This window comes from Pseudoxanthomonas indica (assembly GCF_900167565.1).
Lineage (GTDB): Bacteria > Pseudomonadota > Gammaproteobacteria > Xanthomonadales > Xanthomonadaceae > Pseudoxanthomonas_A > Pseudoxanthomonas_A indica.
The window spans coordinates 987,843-1,013,016 of the sequence record NZ_FUZV01000001.1; the positions used below are offsets into that span (position 1 = coordinate 987,843).

The 25,174-nt window shown below is 65.1% G+C and carries 21 protein-coding genes; 11 read left to right on the plus strand and 10 right to left on the minus strand.

Annotation, left to right across the window (positions count from 1 at the left end; translation table 11 throughout):
- Nucleotides 1–48 precede the first annotated feature (48 nt).
- From B5X78_RS04780 to B5X78_RS04790, 3 genes are read left to right on the plus strand one after another with little or no spacing between them, the layout of a single operon-like run.
- On the plus strand, nt 49–618 hold the full coding sequence (locus B5X78_RS04780) for an RNA polymerase sigma factor (protein ID WP_079723306.1): 570 nt from the start codon (nt 49–51) through the stop codon (nt 616–618).
- Nucleotides 615–974: a hypothetical protein gene (locus B5X78_RS04785; protein WP_079723307.1), complete on the plus strand. Its 360-nt coding sequence runs from the start codon at nt 615–617 to the stop codon at nt 972–974. The genes B5X78_RS04780 and B5X78_RS04785 overlap by 4 nt, the downstream gene beginning before the upstream one ends.
- Before the next feature lie 4 nt (nt 975–978).
- Entirely contained in the window at nt 979–1,431 is a 453-nt protein-coding gene (locus tag B5X78_RS04790) for a DUF3106 domain-containing protein (protein WP_079723308.1), read from the plus strand.
- 52 nt (nt 1,432–1,483) lie between these two features.
- On the opposite strand, the gene B5X78_RS04795 is transcribed toward B5X78_RS04790, so the two are convergent.
- A complete protein-coding gene (locus tag B5X78_RS04795) occupies nt 1,484–2,575 on the minus strand; it encodes an NAD(P) transhydrogenase subunit alpha (RefSeq protein ID WP_079723309.1) in 1,092 nt (363 codons plus the stop codon).
- Nucleotides 2,576–2,641: 66 nt separating this feature from the next.
- Nucleotides 2,642–4,930: a DUF1631 domain-containing protein gene (locus B5X78_RS04800; RefSeq protein ID WP_079723310.1), complete on the minus strand. Its 2,289-nt coding sequence runs from the start codon at nt 4,928–4,930 to the stop codon at nt 2,642–2,644.
- Nucleotides 4,931–5,136: 206 nt separating this feature from the next.
- On the opposite strand from B5X78_RS04800, the gene B5X78_RS04805 reads away from it, so the two are divergent.
- From B5X78_RS04805 to B5X78_RS04815, 3 genes are read left to right on the plus strand one after another with little or no spacing between them, the layout of a single operon-like run.
- Nucleotides 5,137–5,718, plus strand: coding sequence for a nitroreductase family protein (locus B5X78_RS04805; RefSeq protein ID WP_079723311.1), 582 nt, complete (start codon nt 5,137–5,139; stop codon nt 5,716–5,718).
- Nucleotides 5,700–6,641, plus strand: a complete 942-nt coding sequence (locus B5X78_RS04810) for a 5'-3' exonuclease (RefSeq protein ID WP_229730804.1) — start codon at nt 5,700–5,702, stop codon at nt 6,639–6,641. Before B5X78_RS04805 ends, B5X78_RS04810 begins: the two co-directional genes overlap by 19 nt.
- Nucleotides 6,642–6,681: 40 nt before the next feature.
- Nucleotides 6,682–7,245 (plus strand): NUDIX hydrolase, encoded by a 564-nt coding sequence (locus B5X78_RS04815; RefSeq protein WP_079723312.1) that lies wholly within the window; start codon nt 6,682–6,684, stop codon nt 7,243–7,245.
- A 31-nt stretch (nt 7,246–7,276) separates the two neighbouring features.
- Here the strand turns inward: B5X78_RS04815 and B5X78_RS04820 are convergent, their stop codons facing one another.
- From B5X78_RS04820 to B5X78_RS04835, 4 genes are all read right to left on the minus strand, one after another.
- Complete coding sequence (locus B5X78_RS04820) at nt 7,277–7,504, minus strand: zinc ribbon domain-containing protein YjdM (RefSeq protein WP_079723313.1); 228 nt, start codon at nt 7,502–7,504, stop codon at nt 7,277–7,279.
- 32 nt (nt 7,505–7,536) lie between these two features.
- Nucleotides 7,537–8,478 (minus strand): prolyl aminopeptidase, encoded by a 942-nt coding sequence (gene pip / locus B5X78_RS04825; RefSeq protein WP_079723314.1) that lies wholly within the window; start codon nt 8,476–8,478, stop codon nt 7,537–7,539.
- 75 nt (nt 8,479–8,553) lie between these two features.
- Complete coding sequence (gene prmC, locus B5X78_RS04830) at nt 8,554–9,405, minus strand: peptide chain release factor N(5)-glutamine methyltransferase (protein ID WP_079723315.1); 852 nt, start codon at nt 9,403–9,405, stop codon at nt 8,554–8,556.
- Nucleotides 9,406–9,456: 51 nt separating this feature from the next.
- Nucleotides 9,457–12,198 (minus strand): M1 family metallopeptidase, encoded by a 2,742-nt coding sequence (locus tag B5X78_RS04835; RefSeq protein WP_079723316.1) that lies wholly within the window; start codon nt 12,196–12,198, stop codon nt 9,457–9,459.
- 254 nt (nt 12,199–12,452) lie between these two features.
- Between B5X78_RS04835 and ahpC the strand changes: the two genes are divergently transcribed.
- The 5 genes from ahpC (at nt 12,453) to B5X78_RS04860 (ending at nt 17,536) form a co-directional block, all read left to right on the plus strand.
- On the plus strand, nt 12,453–13,016 hold the full coding sequence (gene ahpC / locus B5X78_RS04840; protein ID WP_079723317.1) for an alkyl hydroperoxide reductase subunit C: 564 nt from the start codon (nt 12,453–12,455) through the stop codon (nt 13,014–13,016).
- A gap of 254 nt (nt 13,017–13,270) precedes the next feature.
- On the plus strand, nt 13,271–14,854 hold the full coding sequence (gene ahpF / locus B5X78_RS04845) for an alkyl hydroperoxide reductase subunit F (RefSeq protein ID WP_079723318.1): 1,584 nt from the start codon (nt 13,271–13,273) through the stop codon (nt 14,852–14,854).
- Between the two features lie 139 nt (nt 14,855–14,993).
- On the plus strand, nt 14,994–15,962 hold the full coding sequence (gene oxyR, locus B5X78_RS04850) for a DNA-binding transcriptional regulator OxyR (protein WP_079723319.1): 969 nt from the start codon (nt 14,994–14,996) through the stop codon (nt 15,960–15,962).
- A gap of 119 nt (nt 15,963–16,081) precedes the next feature.
- A complete protein-coding gene (gene rnk / locus B5X78_RS04855; RefSeq protein WP_079723320.1) occupies nt 16,082–16,489 on the plus strand; it encodes a nucleoside diphosphate kinase regulator in 408 nt (135 codons plus the stop codon).
- A gap of 81 nt (nt 16,490–16,570) precedes the next feature.
- Complete coding sequence (locus tag B5X78_RS04860; protein WP_079724424.1) at nt 16,571–17,536, plus strand: transaldolase; 966 nt, start codon at nt 16,571–16,573, stop codon at nt 17,534–17,536.
- Nucleotides 17,537–17,595: 59 nt separating this feature from the next.
- On the opposite strand, the gene B5X78_RS04865 is transcribed toward B5X78_RS04860, so the two are convergent.
- The 4 genes from B5X78_RS04865 to B5X78_RS04880 all read right to left on the minus strand — a co-directional run bounded on the left by B5X78_RS04865 (nt 17,596) and on the right by B5X78_RS04880 (nt 25,151).
- Entirely contained in the window at nt 17,596–19,161 is a 1,566-nt protein-coding gene (locus tag B5X78_RS04865; protein WP_079723321.1) for a tetratricopeptide repeat-containing sulfotransferase family protein, read from the minus strand.
- 91 nt (nt 19,162–19,252) lie between these two features.
- A complete protein-coding gene (locus B5X78_RS04870; protein WP_079723322.1) occupies nt 19,253–22,285 on the minus strand; it encodes a TonB-dependent receptor in 3,033 nt (1,010 codons plus the stop codon).
- Between the two features lie 199 nt (nt 22,286–22,484).
- Nucleotides 22,485–24,323 carry a phosphoenolpyruvate carboxykinase (GTP) gene (locus B5X78_RS04875; RefSeq protein ID WP_079723323.1) on the minus strand — a complete coding sequence of 613 codons (1,839 nt, stop codon included), beginning with the start codon at nt 24,321–24,323 and terminating at the stop codon, nt 22,485–22,487.
- Between the two features lie 216 nt (nt 24,324–24,539).
- Nucleotides 24,540–25,151 carry a TetR/AcrR family transcriptional regulator gene (locus B5X78_RS04880; RefSeq protein ID WP_079723324.1) on the minus strand — a complete coding sequence of 204 codons (612 nt, stop codon included), beginning with the start codon at nt 25,149–25,151 and terminating at the stop codon, nt 24,540–24,542.
- Between the last annotated feature and the right edge of the window lie 23 nt (nt 25,152–25,174).

Consider the following 25,174-nt stretch of genomic DNA (forward strand, 5'->3'; position numbering starts at 1 on the left):
CGCCGGAAGGGCGGTCTTGACCGTCTTCCGCACGGTCGGAGATAAGCTGTGCTGGTGAGTACAGGCATCGAACAGGAACTGCAGCTCTCGCCATCGCCCGCCCCGGCGGCGGTGTCGCTGGAGGAATTCCTGGCGAACATCGGCACGCGCGCTTTCCGTTTTGCCGAGGCCGGGCTGCGCAGCCGCGACGACGCCCTGGACGCCGTGCAGGAAGCCATGATGAAGATGCTTCCGTATGCGCAGCGCCCCGCCGGCGAATGGACGCCGCTGTTCTGGAGCATCCTGCGGCGCAAGATCGTCGACACGCAGCGGCGCAACACGTTCCGCCTGCGCTGGTTGCGGCCCGCCGGCGAGGAAGCCGACGAAAGCTCGATTGACTGGGCCGACCCCGGCCACGGTCCGGCGCAGTCGCACGAGCAGCGGGAAACGTATGCGCAACTCGTGCAGGGCCTGCGCGCTCTACCCACGCGGCAGCGCGAAGCCTTCACCTTGCGCGTGCTGGAAGAGCTGGACGTGGCCGCCACCGCCAAGGTGATGGGCTGCTCGGAAGGATCGGTCAAAACGCATTTATCGCGCGCCCGTGAGGCGCTGCAGAAGCACCTGGAGAACACGCAATGAGCCAACGCGATCACGACTTCGATACCCGCGCGCGGGCGATGCATGGCGCCGCGTTGCGGCAACTCTCGCCGCAGACCCTGGCGCAGCTGCGCAGCGCACGCGCGCAGGCGCAGACCGAAACCGCGCCGCGCCGCTGGCCGTGGCTGGCGGCCACCGCCTTCAGCGCGCTGCTGGCGGTGGGCCTGGGCGTGCAGTTCCTGCCCGGCACACAGGCGCCCACCACCGACCCGGCGCAGCTGGCCGTGCAGACCCTTCCCGCGACCGAGGCCACCGGCTCGGTCACCCTGCTGGATGAAAACCCCGACCTGTACCTGTGGCTGGCTTCATCCGAAGCCCAGCCGCTGGCGATGGAGTAAGAACATGAAGAACCGACTCGGTCCCGTGCTGATGCTGCTTCTGCTGGCCACTGGCAGCGCGCTGGCGCAATCCTCCTCGCCGGCTGCTGCCCTGCCGGAGTGGGACAAGCTCACGCCACAGCAACGCGAAACCCTGATCGCCCCACTGCGTGACCGCTGGAACAGCGACCCGCAGTCGCGCGAACGCATGCTCGAGCATGGCCAGCGTTGGCAGAACATGACGCCCGAGCAGCGCAAGCAGGCGCGCAAGGGCGCCAAGCGCTTCGAGGACATGAGTCCGGAGCAGCGCGAACGCGCGCGCGCGTTGTTCTCGCAGATGCGCGACATGCCGCCCGAAGAACGCGAAAAGCTGCGCGAGAAGTGGCAGAAGATGACGCCGGAGCAGCGCAAGGTGTGGATGGAACAGCATCGCGGCAAGGATCACGCGCCGCCGCCGCTGCCGCCACCGGAGCGCTGAGGCCGCGCGCGCCTCCAAAGGCGCGCGCTGGCTGTTGCCCGGAGCGTGTGGCTCAGGGGGCAGCAGGCTCCGGCCAGCGGGTCTTGGCAAGCAACTCGTCCTGCCAGTCGAAACTGAGCGCGCCCTCGCGCAGGAACAACGAGACGAAATTGAGCACGTTGCGCGCGTACATTTCGCTGGCGTGCACCGCACCCAGGCTGGCCAGGTTGAGCGGGCCTGCGATGGTGACGCCATTGTGGTCAATGGATTCGCCGGGCCGGGTCAGTTCGCAATTGCCGCCCGTCTCCGCCGCCAGATCGACAATCACGCTGCCTGCGCGCATGCCTTCCACCATGGAGGCGGTGATGATCTTCGGCGCAGGGCGCCCCGGCACCGCAGCCGTGCAGACGATCACGTCGATGCCCTTCAGATGTTCACCGAGTCGACGCTGCTGTTCGCGGCGCTCGTCGTCGGTGAGTTGGCGCGCGTAGCCGCCCTCGCCCGCTGCGCTCACGCCCAGATCCAGGAACTTGCCGCCCAGCGATTCGATCTGCTCACGGGTTTCGGGCCGCACGTCGAAGCATTCCACCTGTGCGCCCAGGCGCCTGGCCGTCGCCACGGCCTGCAGGCCCGCAACGCCCGCGCCGACGATCAGTACTTTGGAGGGCCGGATGGTGCCCGCCGCCGTCGTCAGCATCGGGAAAAAGCGCGGCGTCAGTTGTGCCGCGATCAGCACTGCCTTGTAACCCGCCATGCCGGCCTGTGAGCTCAGCACGTCCATGGCTTGCGCGCGGGTGGTGCGCGGCAGGCGCTCGAGCGGGAATGCCAGCAGTTCGCGCGCGCGGATGGCGTCGCCACGCGCGGCGTCGGCCTGCGGTTGCAACACGCCCACCAGGGTGGCCCCGCTGGCCATTCCATTGAGAATTTCGGCCGAAGGGGGCTGCACCACCAACACTACCTGCGCGCTGGCAAGTGAGCCGGCATCGGCCGGTCGCGCGCCCGCATCGTAATAAGCCTGATCCAGGAAGCCGGCCGACTGACCTGCGCCGGCTTCGACGCGCACGTCGGCGCCGGCGGCGATCAGTTTCTTGACGGTTTCCGGGGTGGCGGCGACGCGGCGTTCGCCGGCTGCCGTTTCTTTCAGGACCAGGACTTCGACCGCCATGCGCACTCCGGTACCAGGTTGACGGACCGATGCTAGCAAATGCATCACCCCTGCGGGCGGGCGGTCTTACGGTGCGACAGGTGCGCCCTTGCCGGGTTCCAGGCGATCAATCACGCCCTGCATGGCGCTGTCAAAGGCGTCCTCTTCCACATGCTTGCGCAGGCGGCCCAGCCGCACCATCGCCGCCAGTTCCTCAGGCGAGGCCACGCAGAAGCGCACGCCGCGACGATTGACGAACAGCAGGCGCGAGGAAATCGGGCTGACCCAGGACAACTTGCCGGGTTGCACCTTGTTGTCCTTGTCGACGAAGTCCAGCCAGGTGCCGATGGTCAGCGCGCGGAAATGGTCGGCGTCGGTGTGATCGAATTCCAGCGTGTCGGTGCCGCCCACCAGGTGGATGGCGCTGCTGTCGTCTTCGGCCGGCTTGGGCAGGATCACCTGCGGCAGCTCCGGCAATGGCTTGGCCAGATCCGGGCGCGAGGCGGCAATGGCCTGATAGGTGTCGTGCAGCGCATCGACGGCGGCATTGGCCGCATCGTTGTTCATGCCGACACTGGCAAAGACCTGTTGCAGCCCCGGACGCCAGGCTTGCAGCCAGGGCTTGCCGACGATCTGGCGCTGGGCCTCGGCCAGTTCTTCCAGCACGCCATCGGCCAGCGTCAGAGCCTCGGTAAGCGCGGCGCTTTCCTCGCCCTCGCGCAGCACCGTCATGGTGACGTGGTGGGCCCACGGCTGACGCAGGAAATCCTCGATGGCCTGCGGCAATTCACGGCCCGTCACGCGCGAATCCAGCTCGCGGGTCATGCGGCTGCGCGCGCTTTCCAGGCGTTCCTGGCCGCGCTGGATTTCGGCCGCGCGGCGCTCGGCGATTTCGATGCGGCGGCGATGCTGGTCCAGAAAGGCGCGGAACTCTTCTTCCAGGGTCAGGAAGATCGCCAGGTTCTCGTTGAACTCCGCCACCAGCCGGCCGACCACTTCTTCCACCTTGGTCAGCAGGGTGCGCTCGGCCGCGCTTTCGCCCAGGTTGCCCTCGCAGGCTTCGGCCAGTGCATTGAGCAGGCGCCGGGCCGGATGGGTCTTTTGCACGAACATCCGGCGATCCAGCAACGCCACCTTGACGAACGGCACCACCAGCCTGCCGATCAGTTCGCGCGGCCGGCCTTCCAGATCGCGCTCGTCGAGCATCACATCGAACAACATGCCGACCAGATCGATGGCGTCTTCATCCACGGGCGCCAGGCGCGCCGTGGAAGGATCCACACCCAGCTGCATGGCGCTGCTGATGACTTCATTCTTGAGCCGCTGCGCCAGCGATTCACCGGTATCGCCGATGGCCGCATTCAAAGTGGCGCTGGGCGTGGCCTGCAGCAGCGACAACACCGAAAGCATCTCGCGCTGGGACAGATCACGGCTGCCAGCCGACGCGCGCTGCGGCGCGGCTTCGCGCTGGCCGCGCGACTCCTGCAACAAATGGTGCAGGGCTTCCAGCAGCACGCCTTGCGCGCCGGGCGTTTCATAGGCCGGGCCCTGGCCCATGGCTTCGCGCTCGGCATTGCGCATGTCGCGGAAACCGGCCATGCGATTGACGAAACGCGCGGCCCAGGCGGGCGCCTGCGCTTCGTCATCGGCCAGCAGCGGTTCGTCGAAGGTCTCCTGGCGTGCGCGTGGCGTCGGCGCGGCGGCCGGTCGACGCGGGCTTTCCATTTCCGGCATCACGCCGGCGCGGACCAGACGCTGGTCCAGCGCTTCATAGATACGTGCAATCGCCGGCACGAGATCGCGCTCGCACAGTTTGATCACCACCAGGCGCACATCCAGCGCCAGGTCGCAGGTGGCGAAGGCCGAGTGCACGGCCGTACCGATATGTTCGGCGCCGATCGGATTGTGCTCGCCATCCAGGCTCAGGTTGCCGGCAATGACTCCCAGGCGGCGTTCCAGGCGGGCCAACACCGATTTGCAGTCGCGCGCCAGCACCGCCGCCAGGTTGCGCGCCGCCAGTCGCGATTCCAGTTCCTGGTCGCTGACCAGGCTCAGGCTGTTGGATTCGTTCTTGATCAGCGAGTCTTCCGCCGACAGCGGCTCGCCGGCCTCCAGCGAACGCCAGGCCACCAGCAGGGCCTCGCGGAAGCGCGAGATGATCTCTTCGCGCCGGCGGCGCAGCTCGCGCATGGCGTCCAGGAAAGCCATCTGCGAAGGACCGGCGCGTTCGGCGCGGTCGAACAGCGCGTCATCGAAGCGACCCAGCGCCACCGCGAATACATCGGTCAGCGGCGGAATCACGGCATCGCGCGCCTGCCCGAGCAGTTGCGGATCGTGACCACGGCGGACTGTGGTGGCGTGTGGGGTGGTCGACATGCGCAAGGTTCCCCGCCTTGGCAGGCGAAAAGGTATCTCGGAGAGCGGCCGGTCGGGGTCGCCTTCACATCGTAGGCATTCCGGTGCGAAGGCGACGTGACCAGATCGGCACTTTGGCGCGGCGCAGCGCGGAAGACAAGCCAGGACGCGCCCCGATGGGGTGCGTGGGGGCCGTGGGCTCCGCGCATCCCCGGTAAACTGACGGCATGTCCGCATCCAACCCCCTGCAGTTCCTCGACGAGCGCCGCTCCATCCCCTCCAAGCAACTGGGCGAGCCCGGCCCGGACGCCGCTACCCTGCGGCGCATGCTCGCCGCGGCCGTGCGGGTTCCCGATCACGGCAAGCTGGTGCCGTTCCGGTTCCTGCACCTGCATGGTCCGGCCCGCCAGCACCTCGGCGATGCCTTGGCCGCATTGACCCTGCAGCGCGACCCAGACGCACCCGCCGCCGCGGTGGAAAAGGATCGCGGCCGCTTCGCTCATGCACCCGACATCATTGTCGTGATTGCGCGCCTGACACCCGGCCACAAGGTGCCGGAGCAGGAACAGCTGCTCACGGCCGGCAGCGTCTGCTTCGCCTTGCTGCAGGCGGCGCAGGCACTGGGTTTCGGGGCCCAATGGCTGACTGCCTGGATGGCCTATGACGCGAGCGTGGCCCGCCTGTTGGGCCTGGCGGACAACGAGCGCGTCGTCGGCTTCATCCACATTGGCACCGCAAAGCTGGAGGCCCCGGAGCGCGAGCGCCCGGACGTGGACGCCCTGCTCGCCGAGTGGCAACCGGAGTCCTGAACCTCGTGCTGGACACGCCGCCACCGCTGCGCCCGCTCTATCTGGTCGACGCCAGCCTGTACGTATTCCGCGCCTGGCACTCGATGCCGGACGAATTCCACGATGCCGAGGGTTGGCCGACCAACGCCGTGCATGGCTTCGCGCGGTTCCTGCTCGAGCTGCTCGAGCGCGAGCGGCCGCAGCACATCGCCATTGCCTTCGACGAAGCCCTGGACAGCTGCTTCCGCCATCGCATTTACCCGGCCTACAAGGCCAATCGCGATCCCGCGCCGGAGGAACTGCGCCGCCAGTTCGCCCATTGCAAGGCGCTGTGCGCCGCGCTGGGCCTGAATGTCCTGGCCCACCACGAGTACGAAGCCGATGACTTGATCGGCACCGCCCTGCACGGCGCCCGGCCGGATGGCTTTCGCGGCGTCATCATCTCGGCCGACAAGGATCTTTCGCAGCTGTTGTGGGAACACGACGAGCAGTGGGACTACGCCCGTGGCCAACGCTGGGGCATGAACGGGGTCAAGGCGCGCCATGGCGTGGAAGCCCGGCAGATTGCCGACTATCTGGCCCTGTGCGGGGATGCGGTGGACAACATCCCCGGCATCAGCGGCATTGGCGCCAAGAGCGCGGCGATCCTGCTGGCCCACTTCGGCAGTCTGGACGCCTTGCTCGAGCGGGTGGACGAGGTCAAGTTCCTGCGCCTGCGCGGCGCGGCCGGCATGGCCTTGCGCCTGCGTGAGCAGCGCGAACACGCCCTGCTCTGGCGGCAGCTGACCACCATTGCCCTGGATGCGCCGATGGGCGCGGTGGAAGCCGGCTTCGTGCGCGCCAGCGCGGATGCCGACATCTTGCATGGCTTGTCCGAAGCCCTGCGTTTCGGCCCCATGACCCGTCGCCGCCTGCGCGAAGCCGCCGGGCTCGAGCCCTTCTGAAGCGATGAATCGTCATGGCCGGCCTGTTAGCATCGGCGGCATGGACGACGCTCACGCACGCAAGACGGCAGCCCCCCGCACGGTCTACGAAGGCCGCTATCTGCGGATGATTGAACGCGGCACCTGGGAATACGCCGAGCGCACCCATGCCACTGGCCTGGCGGCCATCATCATCGCGGTGACCCCCGATGATCGCGTGCTCTTCGTCGAGCAGTTCCGCGTTCCCCTGCAGGCGCGCACCATCGAGATGCCCGCCGGCCTGGTGGGCGACATCCATGCCGACGAATCGATCGAGGTCTCGGCGGTGCGCGAACTGGAAGAAGAGACCGGCTGGACCGCGGATCACGCCGAGGTGCTGTTGATCGGCCCCACGTCCTCCGGCAGCAGCAACGAAAAGATCGCCTTCGTGCGCGCCACCGGCCTGCGCAAGGTCGGCGAAGGCGGAGGCGACGGCGATGAAGACATCACCGTCCATGAAGTGCCGCGCGCCCAGGCCGCCGCCTGGCTCACCGCCAAGATGCGCGAAGGTTACGAACTGGACGCCAAGCTCTGGGCCGGATTGTGGATGATCGAACACCAGCTGGACGGCACGCCACGCGAGTAATCCGCAAGCCTCGCCAGACGTATCCGCTCGATTACGCCTTCTTCAGGAACTCGGTGCGCAGCACCAGCCCCTTCACCTTGTCGACATTGCATTCGATCAGGTCTTCATCGTCGGTGAGGCGGATGTTCTTCACCATCGTACCGCGCTTGAGGGTCACCGAAGTGCCCTTTACTTTCAGGTCCTTGATCAGGGTGACCGAGTCGCCGTTGGCGAGCAGCGTGCCGTTGCTGTCCTTGACCTGGATTTCTTCGTCCGACATGTCGTTTCCTTACCGGTGATGCCACCGCGCATTCAGGCGAATGCGTCGGTGGCCTTGATCAATGCATCGATGTTTTCAAGTTCGAAGGCCGAGTGACCGGACGCCGGTGTAATCACCAGCTGTCCCTTGGGCCAGGCCTTGTGCAGTTCCCAGGCGTTGGCGACCGGGCATACCACGTCATAGCGGCCATGCACGATCACGCCGGGGATGTCGGCAATCCGATCGGCATCGCGCAACAGTTGATCTTCCACTTCGAAGAATCCGCCGTTGACGAAGTAGTGGTTCTCGATGCGCGCAAACGCCAGGGCGAATTCGGCGTCCTCGTGACCACTGACAAAATCCGCGTCCACGTGCAGGAAGCTGGTGGCGCCTTCCCATACACTCCAGGCACGCGCGGCGGCCAGGCGGGTGGCGGCGTCGGCGGAGGTGAGGCGACGATGGTAGGCCGAGATCAAATCATGGCGCTCGACCAGCGGAATTGGGCGCAGATAGTGTTCCCAGGCATCGGGGAACAGCCGTGATGCACCTTCCTGGTAGAACCACTCCAGTTCCCAGCGCCGCAGCATGAAGATGCCTCGCAGCACCAGCTCGCTCACCTGGCGCGGATGCTTCTGCGCATAGGCCAGCGCCAGCGTCGAGCCCCAGCTGCCACCAAACACCTGCCAACGATCCACGCCCAGGTGCAGGCGCAGGCGCTCGATGTCTTCGACCAGATCCCAGGTGGTGTTGTCGACCAGGTCGGCATGTGGCGTTGAACGCCCCGATCCACGCTGATCGAACAGGATGATCCGGTACTTGGCCGGGTCATGGAAACGCCGCATCTTGGGGCTGCAACCGCCGCCCGGGCCACCATGCAACAGCACCACCGGTTTGCCGTCGGGATTGCCGCACTGTTCGTAGTACAGCGTGTGGCGATCGTCGACCTTCAGCGTGCCGTGTTGATAGGGCTCGATGTCGGGGTACAGCGTGCGCATGGCCGGGCTTCCAGGTGAGCGGGTGGCCATTCTAGCGCCTGTCCCCATGACGGACCGGGACCGCTCCGGGCCGCTTCAGCCTGGCCAGCAGCCCAGGGTGACGCGATCACGATGCTCCAGATCCTGTTCGGTCGCCACTTCGACGAATCCCACTGCATGCAGCAACTGGCGCACGGCAGCGCCTTGCTGGTGCCCGTGCTCCAGCAGCAGCCAGCCATCGCCATGCAGGTGCCGCGGTGCCGAGGCGATGATGGCGCGGATGTCATCCAGGCCGTCGACGCCGGACGACAGCGCACTTGCAGGCTCATGGCGCAGATCGCCCTGCTGCAGGTGCGGGTCGCCTTCGGCAATGTAGGGCGGATTGCTGGCGACCAGATCAAATCGCTCCCCTGCCAGCGCTTCCCACCACGAACCCAGGCGAAAGTGCACGCGCGTCAGATCGTTGGCCGCCGCATTGAGGCGAGCCACGTCCAGTGCGTCCGTGCTGGCATCGGTGGCGATGACCTCGGCCAGCGGTCGCTCGCTGGCGATGGCCAGGGCGATCGCACCACTGCCGGTGCCCAGATCGGCCACGCGGACGTTCTGATCCGCAGGCAGGCGCTCCAGCGCCAGTTCCACCAATCGCTCGGTGTCCGCACGCGGAATCAGGGTGGCCGGCGTGACCTGCAGATCCAGGGTCCAGAAGCCGCGTTTGCCGAGCAGATAGGCGATGGGCTCGCCCGCGATGCGCCGGCGCAACAAGGCGTCGAATTCGGCCTGGATGTCGGCTGGAACAAGATCACGCGCGTGCGCGAACAACCAGGCGCGATCGCGTTGCAGGGCGTGGCCCAGCAAGAGTTCGGCCACGTGCCGACCGTCGTCGGCCGGCAACCGCGCCACCGCAGCCACCAGGCATTGACCGACATCGGGAGAAGGGGAAGCCGCCATCGACCGTCCTGCGCGCCCGCGGGATGCGGGCGCGCAGCTTACTGCAAAGGCTTACTTCAATGCGCTTCCAAAGCCCTTGGCACGCTGGGCGTCACGCAGGTCGGCGCACAAGCCGATGTTCTCTGCTTGCTGCTTCAGCGCGCGCGGACCGCCTTCGATGGTCTTCATGCGCTCGGCGAACTTGGCCTGCAAGGTCTGCGCATCGGCCTTGCTGCACATGCCGCCGCCATACAGGCCAATCAGGCCTGCGCCGGCCGGGGACAGCGAGGCTTCCAGGGTGGTGAAGTGGGTGTCGACCCACTGCCGCATGGCCGGGCGCATCGCCGGCTCGTCCATCTGCGAGTACAGCACCGAGGAGATTTCATTGCGGCGGAACAGGCCCTTCTCCAGCACCAGTCCACGCGCGCGCTCGGCCAGGGCCGGATCGCGCAAAGTGCCCAAGGCGTAGATCAGTTCGTTGCGCAGCTGCGCGTCCTGGGTGGCGCGCAGGTGCTTTTCCAGCAGGTCGAAGGTGGCCTTGTCGCCCACACGCGCCGCCGCTTCGATCGAGAGCGCGCGCACGTCGCGCGGGGTCGCTTCCGGATTGAGCGTGCCCGAGCCAACGCTGCCGTCGGCCTTCAGGCCCAGCACGCTGCGGCCGCGGCCAATCAACTCGCTGCTCAACTCCGGGCTTTCGCCGGTGTGGTACAGGAAGCCAATCAGCGCGCGACGCAGCAGACGGGTGTCATCGCTGTCGCCGGGCTTGGCGTCGATGCCGATGGCCTGCAGGCGCGGGCCGTAGACCTTGCGTGCATAGGCAGCGACCGCCTGTTGCTCGGCTTCGTCCTTGGCCAGGTGTTCCTTCATCCAGACCAATTGGCCCATCGGTGCTGCCGCCGTCTGGCGAACCTCGGCCGCCGCGAGTTGCGGAACCGACGCCAGGTAAGTGGCAGCATCGATGTTGCCAGCGGTGAAAGCCGCTTCCAGCGAGTCGGCGTAGACGCGCTGCTCGCGCTCGTCGAGCTTGGCGAACGCCGCACTCAGCCTGGCGCCGGCATCGCCGCCCAGGGCATAGCGGTAGTAGCCATTGCCATGCGCATTGGGCATCACCCATGCCGGACAGGACTTGGCCTGGGTGAGCGGAACCGTCGCCTTGGCCTGGCTGACCAGCGAGCATTCCTCACGCACCTCCTGGCCATCCTGATAGCGCACGCAGAACGGCAAGCCCCAACTCTGGTTGGCGCTGGCCGCGGATCCCAGCGGCAGATAGCGTTTCTGTTCGATATGCAGCGACGGCGTCTTGCCCTCGCAGTCGACATCGACCTTGACGTAGGGCACGCCAGGCTGATCGATGAAGCTCTTGAACGCCGCATCGACCGCCGCCGCGTCCTTGCTCTGCGCGGCCACGGCGGCAATCAGGTCGCCGCTGGTGGCATTTCCGCGCGCATGTGCCTTGAGGTAGTTGCGCACGCCGTCGCGGAACTTGGTTTCGCCAATGTAGGTTTCGAACATCGACAGCACCGCACCACCCTTCTGGTAGGTGATGCCGTCGAAGGCCGACTGGATTTCGGTGAAGTCGTTGATCGGCTCATGCACACGGCGCGTGCTGACCAGGCTGTCTTCGCTCATGGCTTCCAGCGCGCCTTCCAGCAAACCGCGGTCGGCATGGAAACCCGGCTGCAACTGGCCGGTGATCTTGGTACCCATCCAGGTGGCAAAGGCTTCGTTGAGCCACAGATCGTCCCACCACTTCATCGTCACCAGATCGCCGAACCACTGGTGCGCCAGTTCGTGCGCGCTCACGCCCCAGTACGACTGGCGCTCGCGCGGGGTGGACTTCTCGTCCGGGAACATCAACGTGTCGCGATAGACGATCAAGCCGGCGTTCTCCATCGCACCCGCCCAGAAGTCCGGCGCAGCAACGTTGTCCAGCTTGTCGAACGGGTACGGCGTGCCGAAGTATTCCTCCAGCTTGGTGACAATCACCGGCGTGTTGTCGAGGGTGTAGCGCATGCGCTCGCCCTGGCCCTTGGCGGCGATGCCACGCAGGGTGATCGGCGTCTTGCGGATGGCCGTGGCCGGGATGTCAGGGCCCTTCGGCACGTCCCAGGGGCCGACGGCAAAAGCCACCAGGTAACTGGGCAAGGCTTCGGTCCGCGCAAAGCTGACCTTCTTCCAGCCGTCACCCAGCGATTCAGTCTTGGTCTCGGCGCTGTTGGCCACGGCCACGTCGTTTTCCGGAACAATCAGGGTGATGTCCCAAGGCTGCTTGAAACTGGGTTCGTCAAAGCCCGGGAACGTGTTGCGTGCGCCCAGCGGCTCCATCTGGGTGATGACGTAGTCGTTGCCGTCGGGCTTGACCCGGTAGGCGCCCTGCAACTGACCGAACGGCGCTTCAAAACTGATCTCCAGCCGGGCCTTGCCGGCGGGGATCGTCTCGGCGGCGGTCAGCTTGAGCACACCGGAGACATCCACCGATTCGGCGCTCAGGCCAATGCGTTTGCCGCTGGGCAGGATGGCCGTGATGGTCTTCAGATCCAGATCGCGACCGTGCATCCAGACGGTGCGCGTGGCTTCGGTGACGTCTGCTTCGATGCGGGTCACGCCGCTGAACCGCTCCTGCTTGGGGTCCAGCTTGAGTTCCAGCTGCACCAGGCTCGGCACGACGGTGCGAGGCAAGGGTCCCTTGGGGATGGCCATGCCATCGGCGGCACTGGCGGTGGCGGTGGCTGGAACCGGTGCGGCATAGGCAGCCGGCAAGCCGGTGGCCAGCATCAGCGCGCAGGCAAGCGCGGTGCGTCGAAGAACAGTCATGGCATCCCCTGGGCAAAAAGCCAGCTTACGGCTCGCCCGGGGTCAATGACCCCCTGCCGAAAGTACCGGCTCAGGTCACGCAGGGCACAGGATTGGATCCAATTTCGCCTGGGCGACATAGGTAGACCCTATGTGCTTTCCACAATTATAGGCAGTGCCTATTGATTTCATCTCACCAATGCATTGGATTTATTAGTCTGTGCCTATTAACCTTGCCTCCGTTGCTTCACCTTCCCAATGAAAGAGGAAACCTGATGTCCCTGATCAACACGCAAGTCCAGCCCTTCAAGACCACGGCGTTCCATGCCGGCGAATTCGTCGAAGTCAGCGATGCCAGCCTCAAGGGCAAGTGGTCCGTGATCATCTTCATGCCGGCCGCCTTCACCTTCAATTGCCCCACCGAAGTGGAAGACGCCGCTGACAACTACGCCGAGTTCCAGAAGGCCGGCGCCGAGGTCTACATCGTCACCACCGACACGCATTTCTCGCACAAGGTGTGGCACGAAACCTCCCCGGCGGTGGGCAAGGCCCAGTTCCCGCTGGTCGGCGACCCGACCCACCAGTTGACCCGCGCCTTTGGCGTGCACATCGAAGAAGAAGGCCTGGCCCTGCGCGGCACCTTCATCGTCAACCCGGAAGGCGTGATCAAGACGCTGGAAGTGCATGACAACGCCATTGCCCGTGACGTGTCCGAGTCGCTGCGCAAGCTCAAGGCGGCCCAGTTCGTCGCCAACAACCCTGGCCAGGTCTGCCCGGCCAAGTGGAAGGAAGGCGCCAAGACTATCGCCCCGTCGCTGGACCTGGTCGGCAAGATCTAAGTTTCAAGCTGCGCGTTTCACTGCAGTCGCAACACAGGTGCCCGGACGATCGTCCGGGCACTTTCCCCCGCAGACGGACGGTTGCATCAGCGGCTTGCGCCGCGCCGGTTCTCTCCCCCTGGCTCTCTCCCCGGCCCAGGCCGCTCCTGCAAACGCCCTCCCCCCACTCTCACGGCCCGCTCGCTTGCGATCGGTAGCTGCCGCAGTGCCCACCTCCCCCCGATCCCCTTAGCGCTTTACTCAAGGAGTCACCCATGTTGGATGCCAGCCTCAAGACCCAGCTCCAGGCCTACCTGGAAAAGGTCATCCGTCCGATCGAGATCACAGCTTCGCTGGATGACAGCGACAGCTCGCAGGAAATGCGTTCGCTGCTGGCCGATCTGGCCGCGCTTTCTCCGCAGATCCGGGTGACCGAGAGCCGCGACGATGCGCATCGCAAGCCGTCGTTCGCCTTGGGTTCGCCGGGCCAGGACATCCACCTGCGCTTTGCCGGCGTGCCGATGGGCCACGAGTTCACTTCGCTGGTGCTGGCGCTGCTGCAGGTGGGCGGGCATCCTTCCAAGCTGGGCCAGGACGTCATCGAGCAGATCCGCGATCTGGACGGCGACTACAAGTTCGAAACCTATTTTTCGCTGACCTGCCAGAGCTGCCCGGACGTGGTGCAGGCACTGAACCTGATGAGCGTGCTCAATCCTCGCATCCAGCACGTGGCCATCGATGGCGCCCTGTTCCAGCAGGAAGTGGAAGCGCGCGAAGTGCTGTCGGTGCCTTACATCTTCCTCAACGGCGAAGTGTTTGGTGCCGGCCGCATGGGTGTTCCGGAAATCCTGGCCAAGCTGGATACCAACTCGGCGGCGCGTGAAGCCGCCAAGATCGCCAGGAAAGAAGCGTTCGACGTATTGGTGATCGGCGGTGGCCCGGCCGGCGCCGCAGCTGCGGTGTATGCCGCGCGCAAGGGCATCCGCACCGGCGTGGCGGCTGAACGTTTCGGTGGTCAGGTGCTGGACACGCTGGCGATCGAGAATTTCATTTCGGTGCCCTACACCGAAGGGCCCAAGCTGGCCGCTGCGTTGGAACAACACGTCAAGGACTACAGCGTCGATGTGATGAACCTGCAGCGCGCCGAGAAGCTGGTGCCCGGCAAGGACATGATCGAAGTGCAGCTGGCCAACGGCGCCACGCTCAAGAGCAAGACGGTGATCCTGTCCACCGGCGCGCGCTGGCGGCAGATGAACGTGCCGGGCGAAGAGCAGTACCGCAACAAGGGCGTGGCCTACTGCCCGCACTGCGATGGCCCGTTGTTCAAGGGCAAGCGCGTGGCGGTGGTGGGTGGCGGCAACTCCGGCGTGGAAGCGGCGATTGATCTGGCCGGCATCGTCAAGCACGTGACTTTGATCGAATTCGACAGCCAGTTGCGCGCCGACGAAGTCCTGCAGCGCAAGCTGCGCAGCCTGCCGAACGTGCGCATCATCGTCAGCGCGCAGACCACCGAAGTGCTGGGCGATGGCGGCAAGGTCACCGGACTGGTCTACAAGGACCGTGCCGGTGGCGACACCCACCGGCTGGAACTGGAAGGCGTGTTCGTACAGATCGGCCTGCTGCCCAACACCGAATGGTTGAAAGGCACGGTTGCGCTGTCGGCGCGTGGCGAGATCGAAGTCGACGCCCATGGCCGTACCTCGGTACCGGGCGTGTTTGCCGCCGGCGATGCCACCACGGTGCCTTACAAGCAAATCGTGATCGCGATGGGCGAAGGATCCAAGGCCGCACTGAGCGCGTTCGATCACCTGATTCGTACTTCGGCGCCGGCGGAAGTCCAGGAGGCGATGTCGGCGTGAACCAGCAGGCGCGCCATTGACCATGGTGTAACGGCGTTTCCACGCCTCGCCGCGGCTTGGCATACCATCCACCCTGCGAAGGCGGGCGGCCCGACAGGCGCCGCCCGGCCACTTGCCGCAGCCAGCACGGGGAACTGACATGAACCTGCGCGATTTGAAGTACCTGGTGGCGCTGGCCGACCACAAGCATTTTGGTCATGCGGCGGCGGCCTGCTTTGTCAGCCAGCCCACGCTCTCGACCCAGATCAAGAAGCTGGAAGAAGAACTGGGCGTTTCGCTGGTCGAGCGTGCACCGCGCAAGGTGATGCTGACGCCGGCTGGACGCGACGCGGCCGATCGCGCGCGCCGGATCGTGGCGGAAGTGGAACAGATGAAGGAAGCCGCCCGCCGCAGCCAGGATCCCGAGGCGGGCACGGTCAGGCTGGGCATCTTTCCCACCTTGGGCCCGTATCTGCTGCCCCACGTGGTGCCGCGCATCCGCCAGCGGTTTCCGCAACTGGAACTTTTGCTGATCGAGGAAAAGAGCGACGTGCTGCTCTCGCGCCTGCGCGAAGGCAAGCTCGACGCCGGCATTCTTGCCTTGCCCTTGCATGACGATCAGCTGCACACCGAATTCCTGTTCGAGGAACCGTTCCTGCTGGCGGTGCCCGAAGCGCATCCGCTTGCACGGCGCCAGGCGCTGTCGCTGAGCGAATTGTCCGAGCAGCAATTGCTGCTGCTGGAAGACGGCCATTGCCTGCGCGAACAGGCGCTGGATGTCTGCCGCCTCGCCGGCGCCAACGAAAAATCCGAATTCCGTGCCACCAGCCTGGAGACCCTGCGGCAGATGGTGGCCGCCAATGTCGGCATTACCCTGCTGCCCACCCTGGCGGTGAAGCCACCGGTGGCGCGCTCGGAAAACATCCACCTGCTCGGCTTCACCGACTCCCATCCCAGTCGCCGGATCGCCATGGCCTGGCGCAAGAGCTCGGCCATGGGCGAATTCCTGCAGCAGCTGGCGCAGGTGTTTCGCGAACTTCCGCCCTCGTTGTTCGACCCCAGTACTGAGTCCCCGACGGCCGTGCCGCGCGCGGAGGCAACTGAGCCCCGGCACGCCCCGGTGACTTGAACGCGGACGACAGCCGGGCTACGGTAGTCACACAGGAAAACCAGCTCGGGCGGCGCGGTAACGCGGCGCCCGTTTTCTTTCTGTTTGCAATCCCACTTTCTACGTAAAAGGACTGGACCATGACCCAACAACACGCCAGCGGCCTGCCGCCTTCGCTGATTCTTTCCAGCGTGGATTTCAATCGCCTGGAAGCCTTGCTTGATTCACCCGCGCAGCGCCATCAACCGGCCGCCCAAGCGCTGATGGAGGAACTCAACCGCGCCGAAGTACTGCCACCCGAGCAGGTCCCGGACAGCGTGGTCACCATGCATTCGTTCGTCGATTGCGTCGACGAACTGACCGGAGAACGCCATGGCCTGACCCTGGTGTATCCGCACGAATCCGATGTCGATCAGGGCCGCGTCTCCGTGCTGGCGCCGGTGGGCAGCGCGCTGCTGGGACTGTCGCTGGGCCAGACCATCGACTGGAACGCCCCCGGTGGACGTCACCTGCGCCTGCGGGTCACCGAAATTCGTCGCCCGGACTGAGCGTCTCGCCGCGGCGGCTGAACTGCCCGCCGCCGCAGGGCATACTGTGACCCCCATTTCTTCCGCCCCATGAGTGAGCTGATGACCGCTTCCGCCCCATCCAAGCTGGCGCAATTGCGCGAACTTTCCGTCGTCGTGGCCGATACCGGCGACTACGAGGCAATCAAGCGCCTGAAGCCGGTGGACTGCACCACCAATCCGACGCTGGTCAAGAAGGCGCTGGACCTGCCGGTCTATGCCGAGTTGATCGAGCGCGAACTGGCTTGGGCGCGCGGACAATCCGGTGATGCGCAGGCGCTGGTCAATGAAGTCGCCGATCGCCTCACCGTGGGCGTGGGCGCGATGTTGAGCGAACTGATCCCCGGCCGCGTTTCCACCGAGGTGGACGCGGACCTGGCCTACGACACCGCCGCTACGGTCGCCAAGGCGCACAAGTTCGTGGCGATGTATGGCGAGCGCGGCATCGCCCGCGACCGCATCCTGATCAAGGTGGCCTCCACCTGGGAAGGCGTCGAGGCCGCGCGCCAGCTGCAGGCCGAGGGCATCGATTGCAATCTCACCCTGATCTTCAATCGCGCGCAGGCCATTGCCTGTGCCGAAGCCGGTGCGTTCCTGATCTCGCCGTTCGTGGGCCGCATCCTGGACTGGTACGTGGCCAATGGCCAAGTGCCGGCGAGCATCGATGAAGACCCGGGCGTGGTGTTTGTCCGTGGCGTGTACGACGAGTTCAAGCGCCGTGGTTCGGCCACGGTGGTGATGGGCGCCTCGTTCCGCTCCACCGCACAGATCGAAGCCCTGGCCGGTTGCGATCGCCTGACGATTTCGCCGGACCTGCTGGAAAAGCTGGATCAGGACAGCGGCATGCTGCCGCGCAAGCTCAGCCCGGGCGCCGCACAGCCGGTGCAGACCGCCCCCATCAATGCCCAGAGTTTTGCCGCCGCGATTGAAGCCGATCCGATGGCCAAGGAAAAGTTGGCGACGGGCATCGAGATCTTCGCCAAGGATCTGGTGTCGCTGCGCGAGACCATCGCCAAGCGCCTGGCCTGATACCTTCCCGCCAGAGCGCCATAAAGAAAGGCCGCGGGTTCTGTCCGCGGCCTTTTTTCTTACATCCCCATGCTCGCGACCCAGCGCGCGTAGCGCTGCCAGCTGCCGATATTGCGTACGTGCAGACCCTCGCGCACCTGCGAGCTGCTGGCGGTGGCGGCGGGCGCGGTATTGCTCTCGATCTGGATCATCGCCGGGTCGTATTCGATGCCGCAGAACTCGGCGATATGGCGCGCCCAGCCCTCGGGTTCGCGCATTACGTCTTCGTAGTCCGCCAGCAGCCAGCGATCCGGCAGGACGCGGCTCCAGTGCTCGACCAGGGTTTCGAAACGGCGGTATTGCGCCGCCATTTCCGACAGGTCGTAGCTGAAGGGATAGGCCTGCGCCGAGAACAGGTGCTTGAAGGTCGAGAAGCAGCTGTCCATCGGGTTGCGACGCACGCAGATGATGCGCGCGTCCGGCAGCGCGCGGTGGATGAAGCCGGCGTGCAACAGGTTGTTGGGCAGCTTGTCGACCAGCAGGCGAGCGTCACCGGCGCGCCACTTCGTGCGCTCCAGATAGCCGCGTCCCAGCGCCTCGAAGTCGATGCCCTGCACGGCCTCCAGCCCCGGCTGACGTAGGGGTTCGCCCATGAAGCGATCGGCTTCCCAGGACAGCTGCGCCAGGAAATCGTTGAGCTCCCCGGCCGACTGCACCTGTGGATGATTGCCAAGCATGCGTTCGATGACGGTGGTGCCGCTGCGCGGCAGGCCAACGATGAAGACCGGCGTGTGGTGGGCGCGCGCCTGTGACGCTCCCGGCGCGGTCACGAACTCGCGCGAGCACAGCGTGCGCAACTGCTGGTAACTCTCGTCATCGTGGCTGGCCGCGTAGTTCAGCCGCTTGCGCTTGAGCGCTGCGCCGCGCTCCAGTGCTGCCCAGGCCTCTTCGGTACGGTCGGCATCGTCCAGTTCCTTGAACAGGGCGTACTGAAAATAGATGGCGTCTTCGTGGTCGGCGGACACATGCGCGGCCGACTTGCGCAGTCGCGGTACCCGCGCGCCGGCCGGTTCACTGCGCGCATGGTGCGCCAGCGCCCAATGGGCTTCGGCATGCAGCGGATTGGCGGCAATCACCTGCTCGAAGGCGTCTGCGGCTTCGTCCATGCGGCCCAGGTGGCGCAGGGCCGTGGCGCGCGCATACAGCAAGGCAGGCGCCATGCCGGCACTGCGTTCGATCGCATGGTCGGCCAGGCGCAGCGCGTCGTCATGGGCTTCCACCAGCCCCAGGTACTGCACCAGACCGGGGCTGGCACGCAGCACCACCGGATCGTTCCAGTCCGCGCCGAGGATCAGGTCACGGACGGTCTGGTATTCGCCCAGCATCAGCAGGCGCATGCATACCTCCGCCAGGAAGGCGTTGGAGTCGCTGTTGCGCCATGTCTCGGCCGCCGAACGCGCCGTCTCCACGGTTTCGCGCAGCTTGCCCTCCTGTTGCGCAATCGCCGACAGCGCCAGCCACGCGCGGCATTGGCTCGGGTCCTTGGCCAGCATGTCGCGGTAAATCTGGCGGGCCTCATCGAAGCGGCGCTCGCCAATGGCCTGGCGGCCCTGTGCCACCAGCGCACTGATTTCGTCGTTCTGCATTCACTTACCCCTGGGTGGGCCGACAGCATAAACCAAAGAAAACGGCCGCCCCGAGGGGCGGCCGTCTTGACTTGCTCGACTTCGGTGTTGCTTAGAAGTCGTACTGCACCATGAAGCGGACGGTGCGCGGAGCCTGCCAGTACAGCGGAGTCAGGTAGGTCTCGTTGCGGACCGACGGGTTGCCCACGCTGTTCTCGCCTTCTTCGTCGACCGAAGTCGGCTTGTCGGAGTTGAACAGGTTGAACACGTCCACCTTGAAGGTCAGGCCTTCAGCGAACGACGGACGGTAAGCCACGTTCATGTCGAAGGTGGTGGTCCAGGCCATACGGCCGGCCGTGCCACGCGGAACCACGGTCGAGCCGTTGTCCACGCCGTTCGGATCACCCAGGTCGCACGAGAAGTACGAGTTGCGGTAGTGGACCGGATCTTCACCATACACGCCGAAGCAGTTCAGCGGACGGCCCGACTGCACCAGCAGGTTGCCGCCGACCGACCACTCATCGGTGATGTCCCAGTTGCCGAACATCTTCAACGTGTGGCGACGATCGTTGGGCAGGTAGCCGAACGAGCCGATGGCCAGTTCCGGATAGTCGAAGTCCTGGGTCGTGCCGGTGTCGCCCTGGCCGATGTCGGACTTCACGCCACCTTCGGTGTTGCCCTTGCTCTTGCCGTAGGTGTACGAACCCTGCAGGAAGAACTTGTCCCAGGCGCCTTCCCAGAAGAATTCCAGCGCGCTGTAGGTACGCTTGGCCTTCGGGCCCAGCTCGCCGGCGGCGATGCGGACGTTTTCGATGGTGCCGTCGCCATTGACGTCGATGTTCCAGACGCCGTCGCTGCCCGGGTTGTACAGGCGGCAGTACGGGAACGACGGATTGCCCAGACCACCGAACACGTCGTCTTCGGTGAAGCCGTTGTTGACGGCCCAGTCGACGATCGGACGATAGTCGCAGGTGTCATCGATGGCGCGCTTCAGTTCGCGATAGATACCGCGGACACCGGCCGACAGGTGATCGGTCAACTGGGCCTGGAAGCCAAGGATGTACTCATCCTGGTACATCGGCTTCAGGTTGGTCGAAGCGATCGAGTTGGGGTTCTTGGCACCACCGTATTCACCGTTGGCGTAGAACGGCTCGGTGTAGCAGTTGCGCAGTTCGCAAGGCGCCGTGCCCAGCGGAGCGCCGGTGACCGGATCGACGCCAGTGAAGGTGAAGTCCTGGAACTCGTACAGCGAAGCCGAGGCGCCACGCACAGCGACGTTGGCAGTCAACGGCAGCGCGTAACGGCCGGCGTTACCGAAGATCTTGAACGACGAGTCGCCGTTCACGTCCCACGAAAAGCCCAGGCGCGGTGCGAACTGGTTGTCGATCTTGACGTAAGTCTCGCCGGCACCGTTCTTGTTCTCGAAGCTGTCCCAGCGCAGGCCACCGTAGACGAGGAAGTTGTCGGTGATGTTCCAGGTGTCTTCAACGTAGAACGCACGCTGCTCGACCTTCACCTCGGCACCCTGGCGGATGTTGATGCGGCGGACGTAGTCCTGGGCGGCCGTGGCGTGGTACAGGTACTGATAGTAGTAGTTGCCGGAGTAGGCGGTGCCATCGACGGTTTCGAAATCGTCCAGGTCGTAGCCGAACTTGACGACGTGGCTACCCAACAGCCATTCGGCGTCGATGCGGAACTGGTCGCGGGTGTCCTTGGCATCGGCACGATTGAGCGAGGTGGCGAAATCGCAACCGGAGTAGATGCCGGTGGCGTCGCGGCGATCCGACGGACGCTGGTCGCGAACGATCGGACAGCCGCCCACAACGCTGTTGAGGTTGCCGTCGTACGAAATGCGCGAACCGTCGGCCTGAATGGCATGGTTGGAACGCGAGAATTCGCCGTGACCCGCCAGCGCGGTCAGGGTGAAGCTGTCGGTCAGGTAGCCGGTGTACTTGAGCGCGTAGTTCTCGCCACCGTCTTCTTCGTGCAGGGTGCCGACATAGGTGCCACGCTCCGGCTTCACCGAGTTCTCAGCAAAATTGGTGTAGTAGTACGCGGTGTCGGTCTTGCGCTTGTCCGAGAAAGCAGTCAGTTCCAGCAGGTTGTTGTCGTTGATGTTCCAATCCAACTTCACCAACCACGACGGCGACTTCTGCTCCGACTGGGTGTTCTTGCCACCGCTGAGCGAACCCGGATAGCCGGCGTCATCGGTCTTGCCGTACTGCAGCAAGGCGTAGCCGAACAGCTTGTCCTTGATCAGCGCGCCGGAAGCCCACACCGAAGCGGTGGCGGCCCAGCCGTTGTCCTTGGAATTGTCCGAGACCAGGCGACCATTGTTGTAGACCAGGTTCGGGGTGGTTTCCTTGAGAGATTCCGGCTCCCAGAAAATGTTGCCGCCTGCATGGAAATCATTGCTACCGCGCTTGGTAATCAGGTTGATCACGCCACCGGTGGAGCGACCAAACTCGGCACCGTAACCACCCGTCTTGATCTGCTGCTCGGCGATCGCCTCGAACGGGATCTGCGCGAAGTTGAGGTTCTTGAAGGTGTTGGTGATGTTGAAGCCGTTGACGTAGTACTGGTTTTCCGAAACGGACGAACCGCCGAAAGAAGCCAGGTTGCCAAACGCAGCGTCACCCTTGATGGTGCCCGGAGCCAGCAAGGCCACGCCGGTGATGTCACGCGGCACCGGAATCTTGGCGATCTGCTCGGCCGTCAGGATCGTGGTGGATTCCACCGACGATACGTCGATCGGGTTGATGGCGTTGGTGCCCACGACCGTGACGGCATCCAGCGTGTTTGCACTGCCGTCGGCAGCGGCGCGGACGAAGTCGACGTTGGCGGCGGTGCCGACCGAAACGACGATGTCACGGCTGCTGCTGGTGCCATCGGCGCCATTGCGGGTCACCTTGTACTTGCCGGTCGGCAGGGCCGAGAAGCGGTAGCTGCCATCGGCCGATGCACTGATGGTGCGGGTGAAGCCGGTGTCCGGGCTGACGATGGTGATGGTGTCGCCTGCGCCGGCAGTGCCGTTGATCGCGCCAGCAGAGTTGGACTGCGCGCTGACGCCGCCCACGAAGCATGCGCCAAGGGCCAGGCTCAGGGCCGTGCGCTTGATGCCTTTCGACAAATAGTTGGAACCCATTTGGTCTCTCTCTCAGGTTGAAAACGGCCCGACTTTTGAGGGCCGGGCCAGGGTGCGCAGTAATGTGAGTTACCGCTTAACCAGGAGAGTAACGCAAATTTTACTACTGTGAAAGTGTTCTCACTCTAATCAGAACAAGCACTTAGCTCAATTGTGCGAAATCAGATTACACAATTTCGTGAGTTGGAGCCGCTTTCGCCTATTCAGAAAGGGCCCGCAAGATGCGCTGTTGTTCGGCCTTGAGGGTCGGCGGCATGCGCTCGCCAAACTCATCCAGATAAGCGCCCAGGGCCTCGACTTCCTCGCGCCACCCCTCAGGGTCGAACTGCAACAACTCGGCCATGGCAGCGGCGCTCACTCCCGCCCCTTCGAGTTCCAGGTCGTCCGCCGTTGGCAGCCAACCCACCGGTGTTTCGGTGGCCCGCGCCCTGCCCTCGACCCGGGCCAGCATCCACTGCAAGACGCGCAGGTTCTCGCCGAATCCCGGCCACAGGAATTTGCCGTCGGCATCCTTGCGGAACCAGTTGACGTGGAAGACTTCGGGCAGGCGCGCATCGGCCGTGTCGAACGACAACCAGTGGGCGAAGTAGTCGGCGAAGTTGTATCCGCAGAACGGTTTCATCGCCATCGGGTCGCGGCGCATGACGCCGACGGCGCCGGTAGCCGCTGCCGTGGTTTCCGAGCCCATCGCCGCACCCATCAGCACGCCATGCGTCCAGTCGCGCGCCTGCATCACCAGCGGCACCAGTGACGCGCGACGCCCACCGAAGACAATCGCCGAAATCGGCACGCCCTGCGGGTCTTCCGCACGCGCCGAGTAACTGGGGCATTGGCGTGCCGAAACGGTGAAGCGCGAATTGGGATGTGCGGCCGGGCCCTGCTCCGGCGAATACGGTCGCCCTTGCCAGTCCAGCGCCGGCGTACGCCCGTCCAGCCCTTCCCACCAGGGTTCCTGATCGTCGGTCACCGCCACGTTGGTAAAGATGGTGTGATGGCTGATCGTGGCCAGTGCGTTGGGATTGGAGCTGTCGGACGTTCCCGGTGCGACGCCAAAGAAGCCCGCCTCGGGATTGATCGCGTACAAGCGTCCATCCTGGCCCCGGCGCATCCAGCAGATGTCATCGCCTACCGTCCACACCTTCCAGCCCGCTTGGCGATAGCCTTCGGGCGGAATCAGCATGGCCAGATTGGTCTTGCCGCAGGCGGAGGGAAACGCTGCCGCGATGTAATGGGTCTGGCCGTGAGGATTCTCGATGCCGACGATCAGCATGTGTTCGGCCAGCCAACCTTCCTGACGCGCCTGATGCGAAGCAATCCGCAGCGCGTGGCACTTCTTGCCCAGCAGTGCGTTGCCGCCGTAACCGGAGCCGAAACTTTTGATGGTCAGCTCATGCGGGAAATGCATGATGAAGCGACGTTCGGGATCCAGGTCGCCGGTCGAGTGCAGACCTTTGACATAGGTGTCGCCCGCTTGTCCGCGCACGGCGCGATCCAGGCCTTCGCGTTCGATCCGCGCCAGCGCCGGCGCGCCCATGCGGGTCATCAGCCGCATGTTGACCACCACGTAGGGGGAGTCGGTGATCTCGACGCCACAACGCGCCAACGGCGAATCGATGGGGCCCATGCAGTAAGGCACCACGTACAAGGTGCGTCCGCGCATGCAGCCGGCGAACAGCGCGTCCATCTTCGCGTGGGCGGCGACGGGATCCATCCAATGGTTGTTCGGACCAGCTTCGTCGCGGTCGGGCGTGCAGACGAAGGTCAAATGCTCCACCCGCGCCACGTCCCCGGGATGCGAACGGTGCAGCCAACTATGCGGATGGGTTTCGCGGTTGAGCGGCAGCAGCGTGCCGTCGGCCTGCATGGCGGCCACCAGATTGGCGTGCTCGCTCTCGCTACCGTCGCACCAGTGCACCTGATCGGGTTGGGTCAATGCCACCACCTGGGCCACCCAGGCATTCAGGCTTTCCAGCCGGCTGCCCGCGGCCTCCTTGCCGGCTACATCGTTTCCTTTGAAAACATCGACCGCTGCGTTCATGCCCGACCCTCTCAGAAGAGACCAAAATGATACCAATGTCCTGTCCCGCTGACGAGAAGAACGCCGGGCGAGCCATGCTCAGGTCATTTCGGGGGCAAGGGAGGAGGGGCTGGCGGGCTCTACCTGGGCGACGAGCGCAGCCGCCGACAGGCGCCCACGGGCCACCGGCCGCAGCCGTGGCGGCATCGGGGTACGCGGAAAACAAAACGCGCTGCTTCAGCTCGTCGGGATGAGCGTGGAGATCACATGCTCCAGATACGCTTCAAACTCGTCGTGGGTCATGCGTGGCTGTTGCAGCTGCAGCGACAGCTGCAGAAAGCCCACGTAGGCAGCGTAGGTGAGGCGGGCGCGGTGAATCGCATCCTGGCGCACCAGGCCCGCCTGGCGGAACGAGGCCACCAGATACTCCAGGCGACGTTGCGAGACACGATCGATCACCGGCTGCACCGCAGGGTGATCCAGGGCCTTCAATAGTTCGCTGTAAATGATATGCGGCTTGACTTCATGGCCGACCAGTTCGAACAGCGCGCGCAGGCGCTCGCGCGGATCCGGCACCGCTTCCAGACTGCCGAACACGCTTTCCTGCTCCACTGATTCCCAGCGCTCCAGCGCGGCCTGCAGCAAGGCATCGCGCGACGGGAAGTGCCAATAAAAACTTCCTTTGGTCACGCCCAATCGGCGGGCCAATGGTTCTACCGCGACCGCGGAGACGCCTTGTTCCGCGATCAAATCCAGTGCGGCCTGCGCCCAATCGTCGGCGCTCAGGCGCGTGCTGCGCGATGGAGTGGAAGCGGCGGGATCGGGGCTGGATGTGGTCATGGCTCGCATTTAACCATACGCCGAGGTTTGTT